Here is a 15703-nt window from a genome sequence, read left to right on the forward strand (position 1 = left end):
AATTCGTGCCAGTAGTTCACGATAAAAAAATAAGCTATTGTTTTCGTTTCTTTTTCTTGGTGTCTCGCCCTAACTCCTGAATTGGGTTAGGGAATAGTTTGTTCGCGGCACGTTCTGCAAGCCGCATTCTGTCGGCCTTCCGTGTATAGACTTCTGCCATCTTTGTGGATGACCATCCGTACATCGCGGTAAGCTCAAAAGGGGTGGCTCCGTTGTCTGCTGCGAAGGTAGCTCCGGCCTTTCTCAAGCCATGAGCGCGCCCCGGAACATTAGCCTCATCGCACCTGTCAGCGAACCAGTATCCAAACCCCGCATGCTTCCATGGCAGACCTCGACTGTTAATCAGAAATACCATGTCCCCGGTCTTTGTTGCCGCAATAGATTTTGCCAGTGGTCCGAGGATCGGTATTATGACTTCAGCGCCTGTTTTTGATGTTTTGATTGTGATGTAGTTATTTTTAATGTGTTGTGGCCCTAGGGTGATAGCATCCGCCCGCCGAAGGCCAGTGTATAGCATCAGGTCAAGAGCCAGCCGTGCTTGTGTACCGATAGGATGCTTCTCCTGATATCTCAGCACCTCCTCAATCGTCCATGTGTGGAAACCGTCAGTTTTTGGCTTCTTTGGCTTTACGTCATCCGTTGGGTTGATAGCTATCCACCCACTATCTATGGCGAACTCGAAAAGCCTCCGCATAATCCTGAGATAAGCGATTGCCTGAAACGGTGTTCCTTCTCTTCGCAGCACACCTTGACGGATATCGTCTGACCCGATGCCTCGGAAATTCAAATCCCCGCCTGTCTTACACACCCCCTCCAGCAAGACCTTTTGATTGCGTTGCGTGAACGGCTTCAACAAAGAATACCGCCCGCTGGCATAGTATTGATCTACAAGCCAGCGTAGTGATGTGTGTGAAGCCTTCTTGCGCTTTGGCAGTTCTTGCCCTGCCAAGGCAGCATCATACGCCGCATTGAACTCATGGGAGCCAAACACACCCGGCAACCGGATGCGCTTGCCTTTCCCACGGCGGAAGTACCAGAACACCGTTCCGTGTCTGGTTACTTCCCGTTGAAGATATGGCTTTCTAGGTCTCGGCATGGCGGTACTAAAGATACCCTTTCCCTTTATTGTCAATTCGTGGGTTATCGGCCACATAATCTTCCGGCACCAAACGTATGAACGCATTGCCAATTTTTATTTCCGGTATGTGACCAGCCTTTTCGGCTCCAATACAGATTGCGGTTACCTGTCTCGCGGTCACGTCAAGACGCTTAGTCATCGTATTTACCTCTCAAAGCCTCCGGTGCCCGCCCTTGGTTGACGTTGAAAAGTAGAACTCCCTGATTTCGGTATGCTGTTACTGCCGCACACCTCGCAGTGCTTCTGACACTCGACCCGGATTGACGTTGAAGAAGTGAGCAATCTCGGTCTGTGCCGCGTCTGGGTTCGCCTTGGCGTAGTTGATGATGTCTCGCTTAAGCTCAAGCGTCATCCGGCGGCTTTTCGGCCCGACTTTCCGAACTGCTGACCGGCGTGTCAGCTTATTAGCCAAGCTCTCCAGTTCCGTGTTGTCCGTTGCGTGGGCGATCTGAATGATACGGTCGCGGATTTGGGGAATTCTCATTTCGATCTCCTCTGGTTGAAGATGTGATTTGTTCTCCGATTGTTCTCGTTATAAGACAGCCAGCCTTGGAGGCTGTCATGGGTACATTCAGCACGAACGCTACATTGGGTGACTGCCTGCGCTGTGGTGAGATCATCACGGCATGGTGTTTGACGTGCGATTACAGCGCGGAACTGGATATTCAGGCGCTGGCGGAAAAGCTCGGCCCTGCGCACGGTGCGATGCACAAAGACCTCGCGCCTATCCTGAAATGCTCGGCTTGTGGCGGCAAGCGCCTGCAACTGCTGTATTCCAATATCTGCACAAGGCGAACGGGTCAGGCTCGCAATACATGGGGTGGAACGTGACATCACTTATCCGCCTCCTTCTTCTCGGCTTCTTCCGCCTTTTTCAGCGCGGCCATGGTCTTCGGATACCGGCGAAGCGTGTCTTCAACGAGTTCCGGAATACGCTCGCGCAACTCGTCCAAGCCTTCCTTGATACGGTCAAAGGTGCGCTTGTTCATCCTCACTCCCTTTCCCGCAGTGCGGCGCGGCCAGACACATCGATGTCAATTGGCCCAACCGTGATGATTTCCTTATTCCGTGTACGAAGGAACGGAACAAAGTCAGCCCCCTCGTATCTGCGATCCGAGCTTGACCGTGCTTCAATGATCCTGAATTTCTCGCCGCTCTTCATCTGGCGCGAAGCTTCGAGAATGCAATCCTCGCGGCTCTTTGCGCCTCCGACCAAGTCATAAACGTCTTGGTCAAGCTCTCCGGCCCACCATTCCCAAGGGCTCATTCGGAACCGCCTTTCAGGGCTTGGCGACCTGACACGTCGATGGCGAATACCTCGACGGGGTTTGCGCCGAAATGTGGATGGGTGATTGTTTTGCGAACGAAACCAAGCCACGGGCGTTCGATGACAAATTCTGTGTCGCCAGTCTTCGGATAGCCCCACTTCAGGACAATTCCCTCATAGGATTTTCCGACAAGACGTTTCGACCAATAGTCAGTGATCAGCCGGTATTCCTCGACCTTCGTACCGGCCTTGATCGCATCGAAATATTCGCGCTTTAGTGAGAGGTGCAGCTTCATTCGCTCTGCTCCCCAAGTGCGCGGATTGCGCGGGAGGACTTCGCATAGCCGATAGCCAGGCGGTTATAGTGCTTCCCTTCTTCATAGAAACGGGTCTGCTTTTTCAGGCCATATTTCCCGCTCTTCCGCTTGTCGTGGAAAGCTTTCGCATGCTTCCTAGCCGCCTCGGCCTTCTGATCAAGGTGATCCGCCACAGAGGCAAGGACTGCTACGGTGATATCCTGTGCAATGTCTGTGGAACGGGCCGGAACCGCTCGTGCACGGTCCTGCCAGATCATTTGTTCGACTTGAGCGATGAGTTCCTTACTCGGCATTGCTGGCCTCCTTTGCGTGCAATCTGACTATTGAACCTCCATCAAGCCATATGAAATACAGATACAAATACTCGAAAGCTTTCCGATCTTCATTCCAGCGAACATCGTTGATGTAGAACGAGTGCCCTTCGAAATGTCCGCAATACACCTCGCAGTAATCCCCAACATTGAACTGAGGTTCGCATGGCGGCGTAGTCTCGTATTCTTCGATGGTTACAACGGTTCGGATGGCTTTCATGATGCATCCTTTGCGCGCAAGAGGGCGATGCCGTAACTCGGAAGCCTTGAGCACGAAGGCCAGAAGCTGCCGAAATATCGCCGCTGCAATATTCCTTTTGAGACCAGCCGATTTAGACGGAAGCGCCAAAACCAATATCTCGGGAGCGGCGAAAAGCACTCGATGCCGTCAATTCGCTGGCTATATCCGTGGCCAACTTCATTGGTGAAATAGTCAACAGCAACACGCTCAAAGTCCCTGTCAGGCGCGTCTAGCTTGGAGAGACGGGTAATGAGGTCAGAAGTCATTTGTCCATATCCCTGTGAAGCTCGCGTTGGGCGAAAAGCAGCAGAAATCCAGCGCCGACAAGCCATTTCAGGTCAGCATTCGGTGCGAGTGCGAATAGAATTGTGAGGCCCAGAAGCACAGCGGTTATGGTCGCGCCTAGTATCAATCTCATCATGACGGCTTCCCTCCCAGCGCTGCGCGGGCTTCTTTCAGCGCCTTCCAAAAACCTGTGCGGCCACGGGTTCTATCTATGTCAGCCAGAGCTAAGGAATTGGCGTGCAACGTTAAGTGCTCCAGCGCCTTTTCAGCCTCCGCGAGCTTGGCTTCGAGGGCTGACATTTCCCGATGGAAATCGACAAGTCCGGTTTCGTATTCCTTAACCCGCGCAGTCAGCGCCGCGTTGTCGGCTCGCAGTTTTGAAATTTCTTTTAAACAACGTTCATTAGCTCTTTCCGCAATCTCCTTCTCCGCCCGTTCCGCCGCCAATAGCTCCTCAGCCTGCGAGCGGTCGCAAAGTTCGCGGACAGCGGATGGAGATTGCCCGTTCCAACTTGTTTTATCACACCATAGATGACCCCTGCCCAAAGGGTCACTAAACCGATAATCGTATCGAACAGTCACCAACTCACCACGTTCGCCGGTTGCAACGGGCACGGGAGTGCAGATGTCACAGATAAGATTGCCTGTTCGTCCGGCATGTCCGCAGGCCGGGCATCCCGGAAGATCGTCAGCGTTGCCGGTAGCATCCGGCGATACGGGAGCAACGGGGGTGGACTTCTGCAACGACAAGGCTTTCGCACAGGGTTCACAGTTCCACGCCCGCTTATCACCCATGAATGACTGACTGCATGACTTGCAGTTGTTCATGTAGGAACCCGGCGCATAGCCGAAAGGCTTCAGTTCACTCGCCATGGCGGTCGCCTCCTGATGGGCGGGTCAGCTTAAAACGGCCATGTTCTTCCATTTCCTCAAAGCTTAGCTTCGGGATTTCTGACAGCCGTTCAGTTCCCTGATATTCCATGCGCCCATAGTCATTGTAGGTGCGCGCTTCCAAATAACCCGCTTCAACCAGTTCATTGATTGCGGCTTCAGATCGTTGGGTTAGGATATGTTGAGCGCCTTTCCCACCGATGCGAAGAGTGGATTTGTCTCCAAATCCAAACACGGATTGTGCGATTACGCGGGCGTCGAAGGAAAGCTTCCCCATCACGCCACCTCACTGCTTGGAGGAGTGGGGAGAGTGCGATAATGCGAGAACCAATTTTCGTCGTATGAAGGACGCCATTCGCTTCCAACAAGCTGCTCCCAAAAGCCGGGACCGTCTTCGGGGTAGCCGATATTAAAATCGGGGTTCCAACGACAATTTGGGACGCGCTTTGACAAGCGATCACACCAAAGATCAACAACGGTTCCGTCTTGCGGTGCGTCGTTTATGTCGAGCCATCCTTCCCCCTGCGCTCCGTCATCGCTGGGCTTATCCGCTACTGGATGGAGGGCGCGGAAATGTGCGGCACTTGCCTCGTGGGTCGCAATCTGCGCATCAAGGCGCTTGCTTTTCACGGCAACGGTTCTTTTTCTAGCCGCTTCAGCTTCGTGCCAGCGCGCCGCTTCCTCCAGCACAGCCGCTCTGTCAGCGGATGGCTGCACAACGCCCTTGCCGTCGCAGATTTCACAGAGCAGTGACGGATAGCCGACAGGGCAAGTTTCGTCCTGCTGGACTTTGGTGCATGAGCAATCGGCTGCAGAAGCATCAAGCACATAGACGGGAACAAATTCCATTGGTCCAGTCTGAGCAACGGTGAATAGATCAACGCACGTCTCGATCTGCTGCAGCGTATGCAGTTCTGCAGCGGAAACGTATCCGATCTTCTTCACCTGCACCGCTGCTAGATGCGGGGCGGCGGCGGTGAGGGCGGCGATCAACGCCTTTTCATTGGCTGCGGTATAGCCGAATTTGGTGAACTCGTTCTGTGCCGCCTGTACTGCCTGTTCTGCCTGTTCTGGGATGGTCATGGGCGCACCTTCGCGTTCCGAATGATGACAAGGGCGGCTTCGTCGTCGCCGGTGATACGTGAGAGAGCGAGGGCAACCCGGCACGGATCGATCCCGTACTTGGCCCAGAACTTCTGTTCGTTCATGGAATGCTGCTCACGGTGCAGTTCTGGAGCGAGCGGGACCACCCAATCGTCGTCAGGCTTTTCAGCTTTCCCGGTGTCTCTCTTGCCGTATTCTGGCGCTGCATACCGGATATGAGCGGCTTCAACGCCGTATTGACCTGTAATCACGCATGGCAGTGTTCTGATCCAAGCCAGGTGCTTTCCATCTTCCCGCCGCGGGCGCTTCTGGCCCTTGGACGGTGACGTGCTGAACGCCGTGGGTTCTCTACGTACTGCGAAGGCGGCCATTAGTTCACCTCCGGCAGATCGTTGATCTGTTCCGCGCTGAGCTTCGACAGGTTGGCAATCCTCGCCTTGTCGAACTCCTCTTCACCGTCCATGACTTTCGCCAAGAACATCGACACGGTGTTCACGCGGCCCATGGTCGGCAGATCGACCCATTCAGGTGCGTTCTGTTTGACGACACGGTACTGGTTGCGCATGATTTCCATGTCGCCACCGACCATAGCCGAGGCGATAAGCATGTTGACCGATTTCAAAACCCAGGTATCGGCGTCAGCATCGGTAAATGATGGTTCAGACGCACCCTGTTCGCCCGTATCCGGCTCGCTGGCTGGCGCTTCGGGTTCTTCGGACTGATGCTCAATTTGAAAGCCTTCTTTCGCCTGTTGGCCAATCTGGGCGGTTTCATTCCCACTACGCAAAAGCTGCGAAAGTGAGCCGCGAGCCTGTATGCGGTTCTGCTGTGCGTCCACATCGCTGCGGCGACCGCTGAAATCATAAAGCTCATCGTCCCGGCGTATCAGATCATCAAGATCACTCGACATCGGCAGGCGCTTGGCAAGGCGGCGAATGACCGTCTTCTTAGCCATCTCATCCCACCAGTCAGCCCATGGTCCGAACTTGCCAGTCTTGGAAACGGCTCGAACCTTCTCGACGTCTTTCAACGTCATGATTTCGCGATAGATGCCGCCGTCCTTGGTCTTGGCGATTGCATAGACGAGCTTCGCATCGCCGCGGTTGCTATCGAGGCAAGGGCGGTGAACGATGGTTTCTTCGTCGCCAAGCGTGTACTGAAACTCATCGTTCTCGTAGACGACATAGGCAGACAGGGACAGGAGTTCGCCAGAGTTGCGGATTTTCTTGAGGATGCCGCCAACCATGGGCATCCATTGCACCTTCTTAATCCAAACGTCCTTGTTGTCTTCCTTGACCTTCGCATTGAAGATGACCAATGCACCGTCGCGACCGTCTGGCAACAAGCCGTCCTGTGCCGCCTTCATGGCGCTTTCGAAGAGCGAGCGGCGGTCAGCCGTCATCAGATCAGCATTGCCGCCAACAGCCGTCATAACCACGCGCATGAAGCGCTCGACAGGGATGTGCGGCGGAAGGGCGACTGCAACTTCGTTTTCCTGCTTGGTCCACTGGTTGCGGAAATCTTCGGCGGGAGTTGTCGTCTTTTCTGTCTTGGCAATAGCGTTCATGTATCAACGCCTCCTAAGCTGCAATTTGATGTTGGTAGGCGATGAACTGGTCCAGCAACTGCCGCGACCATGGCTTCATCTTGATAAAGCGCTCGCCTGCGCTGAATGGGAGCTTTCCGGGCCAATAGCCGCTATCCAAACACTCGCGGATCGTGCGAAGCCCATAGCGAACAATGTCTTCGCCGCGGTCGATGTCTTCTTCGTCAATCTCGACATGTGAAGTGTCCGGCACATCGTCATTCAGCACGTAAAGCAGGACGAATGTCTTGAACGGGAGATTGAGGCCGCGGCATGCCATGCGGGTCATTGCAGCCTGCAGGTAATAACTGGCGTCAACGATTTGCCGAGACAGGAAATCCTCATCAAAGCTGCTTGCGGTTTTCAGGTCCGCATAGACAGCATCGGCGTTCGGGATCACGTCAGGGCGAGCCTTCAACCAGATGCCAGTCTCCGGGTCTTTCCAGAACATCGACCGTTCCACGCGACCAGTCATCAAGCCTTGCTGGACAAGCGGATACTGGTTTGCATCGTCTCGCATACGCTGGATGCGCTCATACTGCTCCGGCGTGACGATGGTCTTGCCAGCTTCGATCTGCTGTGCCTTCCACTCCTGCGCTTCCTTCTTCTTGTAATCCGGGTACTTCTCTGGCCGCACGACGAATGCAGCGTCAAAGTCTTCATCCCCCAGAAGCAGGCAATGCGTGGCCTTACCGAAATCCAGCGCTTCAGATGGCTTCGGCTTGATGTGATCAGGATTGTACTTCCACCGGCCCCAGAACGCCTTCGGGCTGCTGTTCTTCTGGATCGGGTCAAGCCACTTCAATGCGCTCTTGGAAACCGCGGGAGCATCCAACAATTCCAGATTGTTGTGATAGGCATCCAGTGGAATGCCGCGGTAAATCCCATTCTCGGATATCGGCGTCTTGCCATCCCAGGTTAGTTCCTCATGGAAGGTGTCAGTCACGATCACCTCCACGGGCTGCGAGAAAGGCATCGGACATCTCATAAGAAGCTGATGCAGCTATCACGTAGACGCTGTCATAACGTACATTCTTGCCGCGTGAATTGGCGTAAATCTCAGTCAGAAACGAGGGTAAAGCCGCCATCGCGAACTCATCGCGCAAAGTCTTTTCTGGTGCGGAGTTGGCTATTCTGGCGACAATCTCGGCGTTCATGCTGCGGCCCTTGGCTTTGGCATCTGCTGAAATCTTTTCACGCATACCGTCAGGAAGCCTCACCATGAATTTGTCTTGGTCTCTAACCTTCGACATCACGCGGCCTCCGAAACTATCGCGTTCTTTTCAATGAGCGCAAAATCCAGTGCATCATCGAAGGTATTGGCCGTTCCGCGAGCGCATCGAGTGACTGTTATGTCGTCTGCCCAATGGACAAATACGGTCGTATATCCGGCTGTATCAGTGTTGTGCATAAGAACGCTTATCGCGCTCAGCCCATGCTCGGCGCATATGTTCTTGAGTGTGGTTTCCATGCTCACTCTCCCGAAAAATTCGCCAATTCCTTTTCAAGCTCACGAGCTAACCATGCTGTCGTGATGCGCTTGGGCTTTGGCTGGATTGGTGCTGGCTTGTCGGCGGTTTGTAGGAGGGCGGTCATGCGGCCTCCGCTTTCCGAAGGGCAGCAGTTGCCGCCTTCACATTGGCAATGAGGTGCTTCTTGTCCCGGCGCAAACGGTCTTCAAGCCTGAAGCATTTGTCGATCCAGTAACGGCGCTCATCGTCATACTTGATGATTTTCTGATAATCCCAATACGGATATACGCATCCGGTATATTCGGCTCGAAGCTCTTGCAACGCAGCGGGATCAACCAGAGCGCCGGTGTAGACGTAGCACTTCTTCAACTCGTCAACAGTGCCATAGGCTGTCTCTACGAAGCCTTCTAAGCCTGCACTCCAATACTGTCCGTTCGCCCTGACTGTGCCGCCATCCTTCAGCGGAATATCGAACTCACGACCTGCGAAAGCTTTGAAGCGGCCTTGCGGCGCTTCGTAACGAAGTGCATTGCGAAATGGTCCATCGGAACCAATCAAATCCTGTCCAGAGAACTCGTACAGCATCTTCAATGGACGATTGAGAACTAGGGCTTCGCGCAACGCGACTTCCACTATAGCGACGATTTTCAAAGGTTCGGTCATAGCCTCACACTTTCTCGGCCAGATACCCGGCCCATACTGCAAACGTTGTGATGAAGGCCAAAACGGCTACGAAGGATGCAATGTCGGTGATCAGGTCTTTCACGGCCTCGTCCTCTTGCTCTGGCACAGCGCGATAAAAGCGACGATCAGTGCCATGGTGATTAGGTGATCGAATGGGGAGGCGATCATTTCACCCTCCGCAGACACACAACTTCCGTGGTCATCAGGCGCAGGCCCATTTCAGGGCTGGTACGGTACGGATCGCTCATTTCGAGAATGGCGTGATTGCGAATGCCCTTACCGACAAACTCGCAATCCTCACGGTCCCAGAATGGCCCGATCTGCTGCGTTACCCGGTTCTCGATCAGGACAAACCCAACATGCGGATCATGTGGACGGGTGGCTGGTACGACGGACAGAGCCGTGGAAATCATCAGTGCAGAGAACATCAGGCTACTCCCCGATAGATCGATGGTGATTTGAAAGACCGCTCGTGGCGGACCTGATTGCGCCGGTCCTCTTCTTCCTCGAAAGCCATCTGCTTGAAGAAAGGCGTGTCCTTCACCCACAGAGGCGGGTTATCGAAGTCGCCAGAAAAGTACGGTGCGGCCTGTTCGTTGATGATCTCGCCGGTAAGCGTCGATCCGTCGAAACGAACGATATCCAGTGCATTCCTGTAGGTTGCCTCGTTAGCCACATCAAAAAACGTGGCACCAGAAACCAACATCGGATCGAACCATTCCCAGCCCGAAGACGTGGGCACCTTCAGCAAGATGCGATCATCAGTATTCAAGGCTATGTCTGACATCGCTCGATCCCTTCAATGAGCCGTTTTGAGACTTGCTCAGGTCTGGCGTTCTAGCTCTTTCAGGTTGAGTTGCGCGCACCGCGCTGCGGTTCACATGGCAACCTCCATCGCCTGTTTCGGCTAGGTGAAACTCGAAGGGTCCAGATCAGCTTGTTGCGTTTTCGTGAACCGCTTTGACATGCTCAATGTTGCATACGACACAATTCATGTCAACACAAAAAATGTTGAAATGTGAAAAAACAACACATGACGTGTTGCACAACATGTTGAAGCGGGATAAAAGAAAAGCCCCGGAGCGGTGATGCTGCCGGGGCCTAAAGCGGTCTTACTGTCTCGAATTGTGTAGCATAACAAGCATCGTTACACAACCGAAATGATCGCTTCGGGGCGCTGAATGACACAATATCTTGGGTCTGCTCGGAGGTTCCCGCCAAGATCGAGTGTTTTCTAAGCGCAAAAGAAGCGGTCTTTTTACGGATTTGACCCGTTTTCACCGATCACCCGGCGCATGAAATCCACAGCGGTTCCTCATCCCAGGCTGATGAGGCGGTCTTAGCGGGTTAGACGCCGCTCGACTGGTTTGGATGCGACCTGAGAGAGTGAACTGCCGATATAAGCCTTCATGCATGGAGACGGACTGGCCCACCGGGGAAATAGGGCAGGCAGGGATACTAAGACTTCATGGCATCCCGGTTCATCGCGATACGGTGAACTGCAAACGACGGAACCCTTCTCGTATGAAGGTGAACGTCTTGATAGCCAGAGGTGTGTCTAAAATCTGAGATTAGCCGCCAAACTGTGTTTTGATAACGGACTTTCTAATCCTTGCCATCTCCCCAAAGCGCAGATGCCTCCTCATCTGAAGGAATATAAGGCTTTATCCACGCGACCTCGGCGGCCCACTCCAGTTTCGCATCAAGGATAGGCTCACCAGTAACGGACAAAAGATCATATCGTCCCGGCTTGCGACCTTTCTTAATGAACCGAACCAAGTCTCGGCCATCGGAAGTCACCACTACACATAATTTATCAACAAGCCCCGCATGCGGTGGCAAAAATTCTTCCTCATAAAAAACCAGCCAGCCGTCGCGTATAGCTCCCATGGTATGGCCGCGCACTACCTTGGCAACGGTCTTAGGAGTTGAGAACGGCGAAGGCACGACTAAGCCCTGAATTTCACTCATCGGATGATTTTCTCCACAACACTACCGAAGGCCAGAGATCACTTAATGACGCCAAACCGCCTGAGAACGCGCCCAACGATAAAAACGTCATCAGGGCGTTTTTCTTTGATCCGGTGCCGCGTGTTGTCTGAAATGATACGGATAACGTTCTCGCCATTCTCTTGCGACACTTCGAGGCGCTTCACAACAAGGCCGCCGATTTCATCAAGGATCGCATAGATGCCGTCAGGCGAGGGCCACCGGTGGCGGGTATCGACCACGACCACATCGCCCTCTTCGAGCGTCGGATACATGCTGTCGCCCTGCACAGGTATAAAGACGGTGTCTTGTGGATGAAGGCCGAGAGATGTGTAAACGGCAGGCGGAAGCCGCCAGTAGTCCGAAACAGCTTCGGCTGCGAATGTCATCCCCTTATGACCTGGTACACCTTCATTCACGATAGACAGTCCGCCTGCACCCATGCCGCCGGTGATGTCAATCTGAGGTGATGTACCCTCCGGCGCTCCACGGAAACCAGTCTCGCGGCCAAAGGTTAAGGTTTCGTCTTCAATTTCGTCCGGTTCGTCAGGGTCGAAGCTGGAGACCATTCCCTTCTTAGGAAGCGGTGTGCCTTCCAGCAGGTAGGAGACGGTTACACCGAATTTTTTGGCGTATTGCTTCGCTTCATCAACATGAAACTCATTCTGCCCGTTCTCATGTGCACGGTATGTTGAAGCGGAAATACCTAATGCTTCCGCAGCTTTAGCCGCAGATGTGAAGTTTGCCGCTGTACGAGCAGCCTTTAATCGTTCGCCCATTGTGTCCATGAAAATCAACATTTCAGATAAATCGACATAAATCATGTTGACATACCGACACGAATAGTGTTGATTGGACGACATGGAACACGTAGACGACATTTTCGAGAAGTTTGGAGGCACGATGGCTTTTGCACGTGCCATCGAAATCAAACCTTCTGCCGCTTCGGAAATGCGGCGTCGGAAGTCCATACCCGTGCGCTATTGGCCGAGGCTGATCGGTGTCGCTTTCGAAAAGGACATCGTTTTGACTAACGATATGTTGGTCAACATGCACGTGTTGAACGAGCAGGCAAAAGGTGCTGCTTGAACCAGAGAGATGACATGATTGAGCGGTGCGCTTTTGCATTGTTCCAGTCCTTCATTCGAAACGCGGTCGGCACATGCCGATCCAAGCGGGACATGATTGGCAATGTCATGGGTCTGGAAACGCCAGAAGAGGCCGCACAGCGGCGTTGGCGCGATATGCCGGAATTATCACGAGAACGATTTAGGGCCGAAGCATCGGCTGTTCTCGCCGCAGCTTAACTGATTGCCCACCGGGTTCCCCAAGCCTCCAAGCCCGCCCCGGTGAGCAACCGCCCGACGCTTTGAGCACTCCCTGTCGGAGCGTCGGGCATCTAATTCAACCATGAGGGTATCAAACCATGAACGGCAACTGGATCATCGCATATCTGTACACTGCGGGTTTCGTTGCCTGTTCGGTTCTCGAATTCTCGCCACCCAGCCGATCACCGAAATGGATCAAATGGGTTCTCGTAATAGGCTGGCCGCTTTGCGTGATGATTGCGGCTGCGGCTGGCATTTGCCGTGGGTTCAGTAGGAGCCTCCGGCCATGAGTACAAGATCAATTGGACGCCCGTATCAGTTTTCCAGGCTTTCCGGGCTGTCCGTTTCATCTTCATCACTTCAGTTCCCTTCAGGACAACTGGTCACCACGACCAGCTCTCTTCCACGGCTTCAACTTAGCCGTGGAGAGATTGCATGTCTGAACAAAGAATTTCCGCGTACGGGAAAACAGTTTCCGAGGACAACAAAATGAGCATGGGTTTTACAGCCATAGATGACGCCCGTTATTGGGCCGAAGAGCTGCAAAAAGCCGAGTACAAGGGCCTTGGCGACACACGCGAGGCCGCACGTTACCGCGTTGCGAAACGTACAGGTGTTTCAGAGAGTTACCTCAAGCGTTTGCGCTACCGTTACGAGGAAATGACCGATGTGGCCGGTTCGGCCTACCGGGCGCTCATGTTGGCATACAACGACATGTGCCAGCGCAATGAAGAAGCCGCCGCCCGCTATTATGCGGAGCGCCAAAATCTACGAGCAAACCATGAGACTTTTAACGAGCTTGTCCAACAGGACATGGGAGAGGGTTCTGCTTGCCTTCAAGCGGAACTCGAAGAGGAAGGCAAGCGTACGAAGGCGTTCAAAGCCAAAACCGCTCGCATTGCTCAGGTGGCTATCGCTGCGCAGACGAATGCGTCTCGCCGTTTCGCTTCGCGTTAATGCCGATCACATAGCTGATCGCGTCTGCCCGGAGTTGGCCGATTACCCGACGATTGAAGAAGAGTTCAACATTCCAGCACCGGGAGAACCTAAGTGAATATTTTCAACAAACTGATCGCCAAACAGGTTTCTAAGGAAGTGACACTTGGCAATCCACTGGATGACGCTCTGGCGATTAGTCGCCGTCAAAATCATTTTGCCTCACTTCGTGGCGGCAATGGTTTCAGACAGCCAAAAGCTTCACCAAAGACGAATGCGCAGGGCCTCACTCGTGGCGACCGTAAGCGTCTGATGCGCCTGAAGGCTTTCTTCCCTGAAAAGTATGCGGAAGCAATGAGCGCTATCCATGAACGTAACGAACAGTCGGCTTAATCAACGCGCAGCACCGGGAGAAGTGAAATGATTGGTCACAACAGCATTTCTGAACAGGATCGCCGCAATCTGTTTTTCGTGCAGCGTCACCGATACCTGAAGGCGCTTGCAGCCAAGAAGGCAGCAGACGCGGAACTGAAGAATGTCGGCAAATCGGTGAAGGCTGACCTTGGACCGAATGGTCTGGATCAGATCAAGCTCTACGAAAAGGCCAAGACCGATGAAGGCTTGCAGGCGATCAAGGAAAAGCTTGAAGCGGATCGTCAGGCGCTTGCCTATGCCGACATTCCGATCAACACGCAAATCGACCTGTTCGACAATGCCGGTGCCAATGACGAGAAGGCTTATAAGCTGGGCCTGACTGCCGGTCTGGAAGGCGAAACGCTCCTGAACCCGTACAACGAAGCCACTCAGGACGGGCAGGATTACGCCCGTGGCTGGCACGAAGGTCAGGGCATTCTATTCGCTGGCATCAAGCAGAAAGAACAGCCAGAGCCGGAAAGCGAACTCATCAAGGGTGAACACTCTGACCCGGAATTTCCAGATGAGGAGGCGGCGTGATGGCCGAGACGAAGTTCACGCCGGGGCCGTGGGATGCGGCTGGGTATTGCGGCACAGAAGTTTACGCAGGTCTCAAGTGCATTGCACAACTACCCTTCGGGTGTGGTGTGGATGACCATACCCTCAGAACGAACGCCCGCCTGATCGCCGCAGCGCCTGATCTGTATGATGTTGTCTGTAAAAGTGACTGTCCGCGCCCGGTTAACGGAAGGCCAGACGAGTTTTCTGCCCTGCGGTGTTACGAGGCAGGAGAGTGCGGTTGCTTTTACGGGACAGCGCTCGCCAAAGCTCGCGGGGAGGCGGCCTAATGTCTCCAGAGCAGAAACAAGAACTCACGGCCAAGATCAACGAGATGTTGGCCGCAGGCGTCTACAAGACGGACATCGCCGCAACTCTGGGTATTACCCTTTCCAAGATCGATAGATTGATCAACCCGGAACGGTACGAAGCACAGTTGGCAAGGGCACGGGCGCAAAAGCGCGCCCGGACTGCGGCGATCAAAGCCGGTGACGCTATCGAACTCAGCGAAATCATCCTGAAGCGCAAGGCTGAGTTCGCAGAGATGGTCGCCAAAATCCCAAAGAAAGACACCCGTAGCAAGATCGGTATTCTGGCTGGCGATCCTCTGTATGAGCGCAGCGCCCTTTACCAGAAACGAGCAGAAGCGGGGCAAGAGCCAGTAAGGAGGGCATCGTAAGATGTACGCCCGATCCCGTCATGTAGAGGCAAACCCGCGTTATCAGGCAGCAGTGGAAGAGCAGCGCCGACGTGAGGAAGCACGAAGAAAAGCAGCCCAGCCCAAGCCGGTCGTGTTGATCTGCGATCCGGTGGCAGAAGAGCGGGCAAGACAGGAGAAAATCGAGCGCGATCGCCAGATGTTCGCAGCCGCCGCCGAACGGTTCCCGCTGGATGCTGCGGATGTTGAGGCTGCTAACTCAATCCAAGGCATCATCAAGGAAGTGGCGGAGAAGCATGGTTTAGGCGCAAAGGACATTCTGAGCAAAACCCGCCGCCGTCCAGTCATCGCAGCACGATTTGAAGCCATCTACCGGGTCTGGATCGAGAAAGACCCGATCACGTTGACAGAACTTGGTCGGAAGTTCGGTGGATTGGATCACACCACTGTTCTGAACGCCTTGCGCAGAATGGGCATTAAAAGCGCCCTTCGTATTCGGGAAGGTAGGGACGAATGAGCCAGCGT

Annotated in this window: 28 protein-coding genes; 7 read left to right on the forward strand and 21 right to left on the reverse strand. The window is 53.9% G+C overall.

Annotated elements, in window-relative coordinates; genetic code table 11:
- Positions 1-34 precede the first annotated feature (34 nt).
- A complete protein-coding gene (locus tag FHW00_RS22495) occupies positions 35-1153 on the reverse strand; it encodes a tyrosine-type recombinase/integrase (protein ID WP_176168292.1) in 1119 nt (372 codons plus the stop codon).
- 202 nt (positions 1154-1355) lie between these two features.
- Complete coding sequence (locus FHW00_RS22500; RefSeq protein ID WP_078337284.1) at positions 1356-1622, reverse strand: winged helix-turn-helix transcriptional regulator; 267 nt, start codon at positions 1620-1622, stop codon at positions 1356-1358.
- Between the two features lie 77 nt (positions 1623-1699).
- Here FHW00_RS22500 and FHW00_RS22505 point away from each other — a divergent pair, with 77 nt between their 5' ends.
- Positions 1700-1969 carry a hypothetical protein gene (locus FHW00_RS22505; RefSeq protein WP_078337283.1) on the forward strand — a complete coding sequence of 90 codons (270 nt, stop codon included), beginning with the start codon at positions 1700-1702 and terminating at the stop codon, positions 1967-1969.
- A gap of 2 nt (positions 1970-1971) precedes the next feature.
- Here the strand turns inward: FHW00_RS22505 and FHW00_RS22510 are convergent, their stop codons facing one another.
- The 19 genes from FHW00_RS22510 to FHW00_RS22595 form a co-directional block, all read right to left on the reverse strand.
- Positions 1972-2127 (reverse strand): hypothetical protein, encoded by a 156-nt coding sequence (locus tag FHW00_RS22510; RefSeq protein ID WP_176168291.1) that lies wholly within the window; start codon positions 2125-2127, stop codon positions 1972-1974.
- Positions 2128-2129: 2 nt separating this feature from the next.
- On the reverse strand, positions 2130-2405 hold the full coding sequence (locus FHW00_RS22515) for a hypothetical protein (RefSeq protein ID WP_078337282.1): 276 nt from the start codon (positions 2403-2405) through the stop codon (positions 2130-2132).
- Positions 2402-2701, reverse strand: a complete 300-nt coding sequence (locus FHW00_RS22520; protein ID WP_078337281.1) for an RNA-binding protein — start codon at positions 2699-2701, stop codon at positions 2402-2404. The genes FHW00_RS22515 and FHW00_RS22520 overlap by 4 nt, the downstream gene beginning before the upstream one ends.
- Positions 2698-3015: a hypothetical protein gene (locus tag FHW00_RS22525; protein ID WP_078337280.1), complete on the reverse strand. Its 318-nt coding sequence runs from the start codon at positions 3013-3015 to the stop codon at positions 2698-2700. The genes FHW00_RS22520 and FHW00_RS22525 overlap by 4 nt, the downstream gene beginning before the upstream one ends.
- Positions 3016-3536: 521 nt before the next feature.
- A complete protein-coding gene (locus FHW00_RS22530; protein ID WP_176168290.1) occupies positions 3537-3695 on the reverse strand; it encodes a hypothetical protein in 159 nt (52 codons plus the stop codon).
- Positions 3692-4432: a hypothetical protein gene (locus FHW00_RS22535; protein WP_139364328.1), complete on the reverse strand. Its 741-nt coding sequence runs from the start codon at positions 4430-4432 to the stop codon at positions 3692-3694. Before FHW00_RS22535 ends, FHW00_RS22530 begins: the two co-directional genes overlap by 4 nt.
- Positions 4422-4727, reverse strand: coding sequence for a hypothetical protein (locus FHW00_RS22540; protein ID WP_078337277.1), 306 nt, complete (start codon positions 4725-4727; stop codon positions 4422-4424). Before FHW00_RS22540 ends, FHW00_RS22535 begins: the two co-directional genes overlap by 11 nt.
- Entirely contained in the window at positions 4727-5533 is an 807-nt protein-coding gene (locus tag FHW00_RS22545; protein WP_078337276.1) for a hypothetical protein, read from the reverse strand. Before FHW00_RS22545 ends, FHW00_RS22540 begins: the two co-directional genes overlap by 1 nt.
- A complete protein-coding gene (locus FHW00_RS22550; protein ID WP_078337275.1) occupies positions 5530-5925 on the reverse strand; it encodes a DUF968 domain-containing protein in 396 nt (131 codons plus the stop codon). Before FHW00_RS22550 ends, FHW00_RS22545 begins: the two co-directional genes overlap by 4 nt.
- A complete protein-coding gene (locus tag FHW00_RS24625) occupies positions 5925-7121 on the reverse strand; it encodes a recombinase RecT (RefSeq protein ID WP_445557871.1) in 1197 nt (398 codons plus the stop codon). The genes FHW00_RS22550 and FHW00_RS24625 overlap by 1 nt, the downstream gene beginning before the upstream one ends.
- A 13-nt stretch (positions 7122-7134) precedes the next feature.
- Positions 7135-8085 carry a PD-(D/E)XK nuclease-like domain-containing protein gene (locus tag FHW00_RS22560; RefSeq protein ID WP_176168289.1) on the reverse strand — a complete coding sequence of 317 codons (951 nt, stop codon included), beginning with the start codon at positions 8083-8085 and terminating at the stop codon, positions 7135-7137.
- A complete protein-coding gene (locus FHW00_RS22565; protein WP_078337273.1) occupies positions 8078-8392 on the reverse strand; it encodes an Arc family DNA-binding protein in 315 nt (104 codons plus the stop codon). Before FHW00_RS22565 ends, FHW00_RS22560 begins: the two co-directional genes overlap by 8 nt.
- Positions 8392-8610, reverse strand: coding sequence for a hypothetical protein (locus FHW00_RS22570; RefSeq protein ID WP_078337272.1), 219 nt, complete (start codon positions 8608-8610; stop codon positions 8392-8394). Before FHW00_RS22570 ends, FHW00_RS22565 begins: the two co-directional genes overlap by 1 nt.
- Positions 8611-8612: 2 nt before the next feature.
- Positions 8613-8735: a hypothetical protein gene (locus FHW00_RS24630; protein ID WP_445557870.1), complete on the reverse strand. Its 123-nt coding sequence runs from the start codon at positions 8733-8735 to the stop codon at positions 8613-8615.
- A complete protein-coding gene (locus FHW00_RS22575) occupies positions 8732-9274 on the reverse strand; it encodes a hypothetical protein (RefSeq protein ID WP_078337271.1) in 543 nt (180 codons plus the stop codon). Before FHW00_RS22575 ends, FHW00_RS24630 begins: the two co-directional genes overlap by 4 nt.
- Positions 9275-9459: 185 nt before the next feature.
- The gene (locus FHW00_RS22580; RefSeq protein WP_078337270.1) at positions 9460-9723 is read right to left on the reverse strand and encodes a hypothetical protein; all 264 of its coding nucleotides are present in this window, start codon (positions 9721-9723) and stop codon (positions 9460-9462) included.
- Positions 9723-10082, reverse strand: coding sequence for a hypothetical protein (locus FHW00_RS22585; protein WP_078337269.1), 360 nt, complete (start codon positions 10080-10082; stop codon positions 9723-9725). The genes FHW00_RS22580 and FHW00_RS22585 overlap by 1 nt, the downstream gene beginning before the upstream one ends.
- A gap of 818 nt (positions 10083-10900) precedes the next feature.
- The gene (locus FHW00_RS22590) at positions 10901-11266 is read right to left on the reverse strand and encodes a hypothetical protein (protein ID WP_078337268.1); all 366 of its coding nucleotides are present in this window, start codon (positions 11264-11266) and stop codon (positions 10901-10903) included.
- Between the two features lie 38 nt (positions 11267-11304).
- On the reverse strand, positions 11305-12108 hold the full coding sequence (locus tag FHW00_RS22595) for an XRE family transcriptional regulator (protein WP_078337267.1): 804 nt from the start codon (positions 12106-12108) through the stop codon (positions 11305-11307).
- A 37-nt stretch (positions 12109-12145) separates the two neighbouring features.
- Between FHW00_RS22595 and FHW00_RS22600 the strand changes: the two genes are divergently transcribed.
- The 6 genes from FHW00_RS22600 to FHW00_RS22625 all read left to right on the forward strand — a co-directional run bounded on the left by FHW00_RS22600 (position 12146) and on the right by FHW00_RS22625 (position 15695).
- Entirely contained in the window at positions 12146-12373 is a 228-nt protein-coding gene (locus tag FHW00_RS22600; RefSeq protein WP_420703535.1) for a carph-isopro domain-containing protein, read from the forward strand.
- A 674-nt stretch (positions 12374-13047) separates the two neighbouring features.
- Positions 13048-13569, forward strand: coding sequence for a hypothetical protein (locus FHW00_RS22605; protein ID WP_176168288.1), 522 nt, complete (start codon positions 13048-13050; stop codon positions 13567-13569).
- 93 nt (positions 13570-13662) lie between these two features.
- Entirely contained in the window at positions 13663-13941 is a 279-nt protein-coding gene (locus tag FHW00_RS22610) for a hypothetical protein (RefSeq protein ID WP_078337264.1), read from the forward strand.
- A 27-nt stretch (positions 13942-13968) separates the two neighbouring features.
- The gene (locus FHW00_RS22615) at positions 13969-14502 is read left to right on the forward strand and encodes a hypothetical protein (protein WP_078337263.1); all 534 of its coding nucleotides are present in this window, start codon (positions 13969-13971) and stop codon (positions 14500-14502) included.
- A 307-nt stretch (positions 14503-14809) separates the two neighbouring features.
- A complete protein-coding gene (locus FHW00_RS22620) occupies positions 14810-15199 on the forward strand; it encodes a hypothetical protein (protein WP_078337261.1) in 390 nt (129 codons plus the stop codon).
- A gap of 1 nt (position 15200) precedes the next feature.
- On the forward strand, positions 15201-15695 hold the full coding sequence (locus tag FHW00_RS22625) for a helix-turn-helix domain-containing protein (RefSeq protein WP_078337260.1): 495 nt from the start codon (positions 15201-15203) through the stop codon (positions 15693-15695).
- The last annotated feature ends 8 nt before the right edge of the window (positions 15696-15703 follow it).

This window comes from Ochrobactrum sp. P6BSIII, from assembly GCF_014138065.1.
Taxonomy (GTDB): Bacteria; Pseudomonadota; Alphaproteobacteria; order Rhizobiales; family Rhizobiaceae; genus Brucella.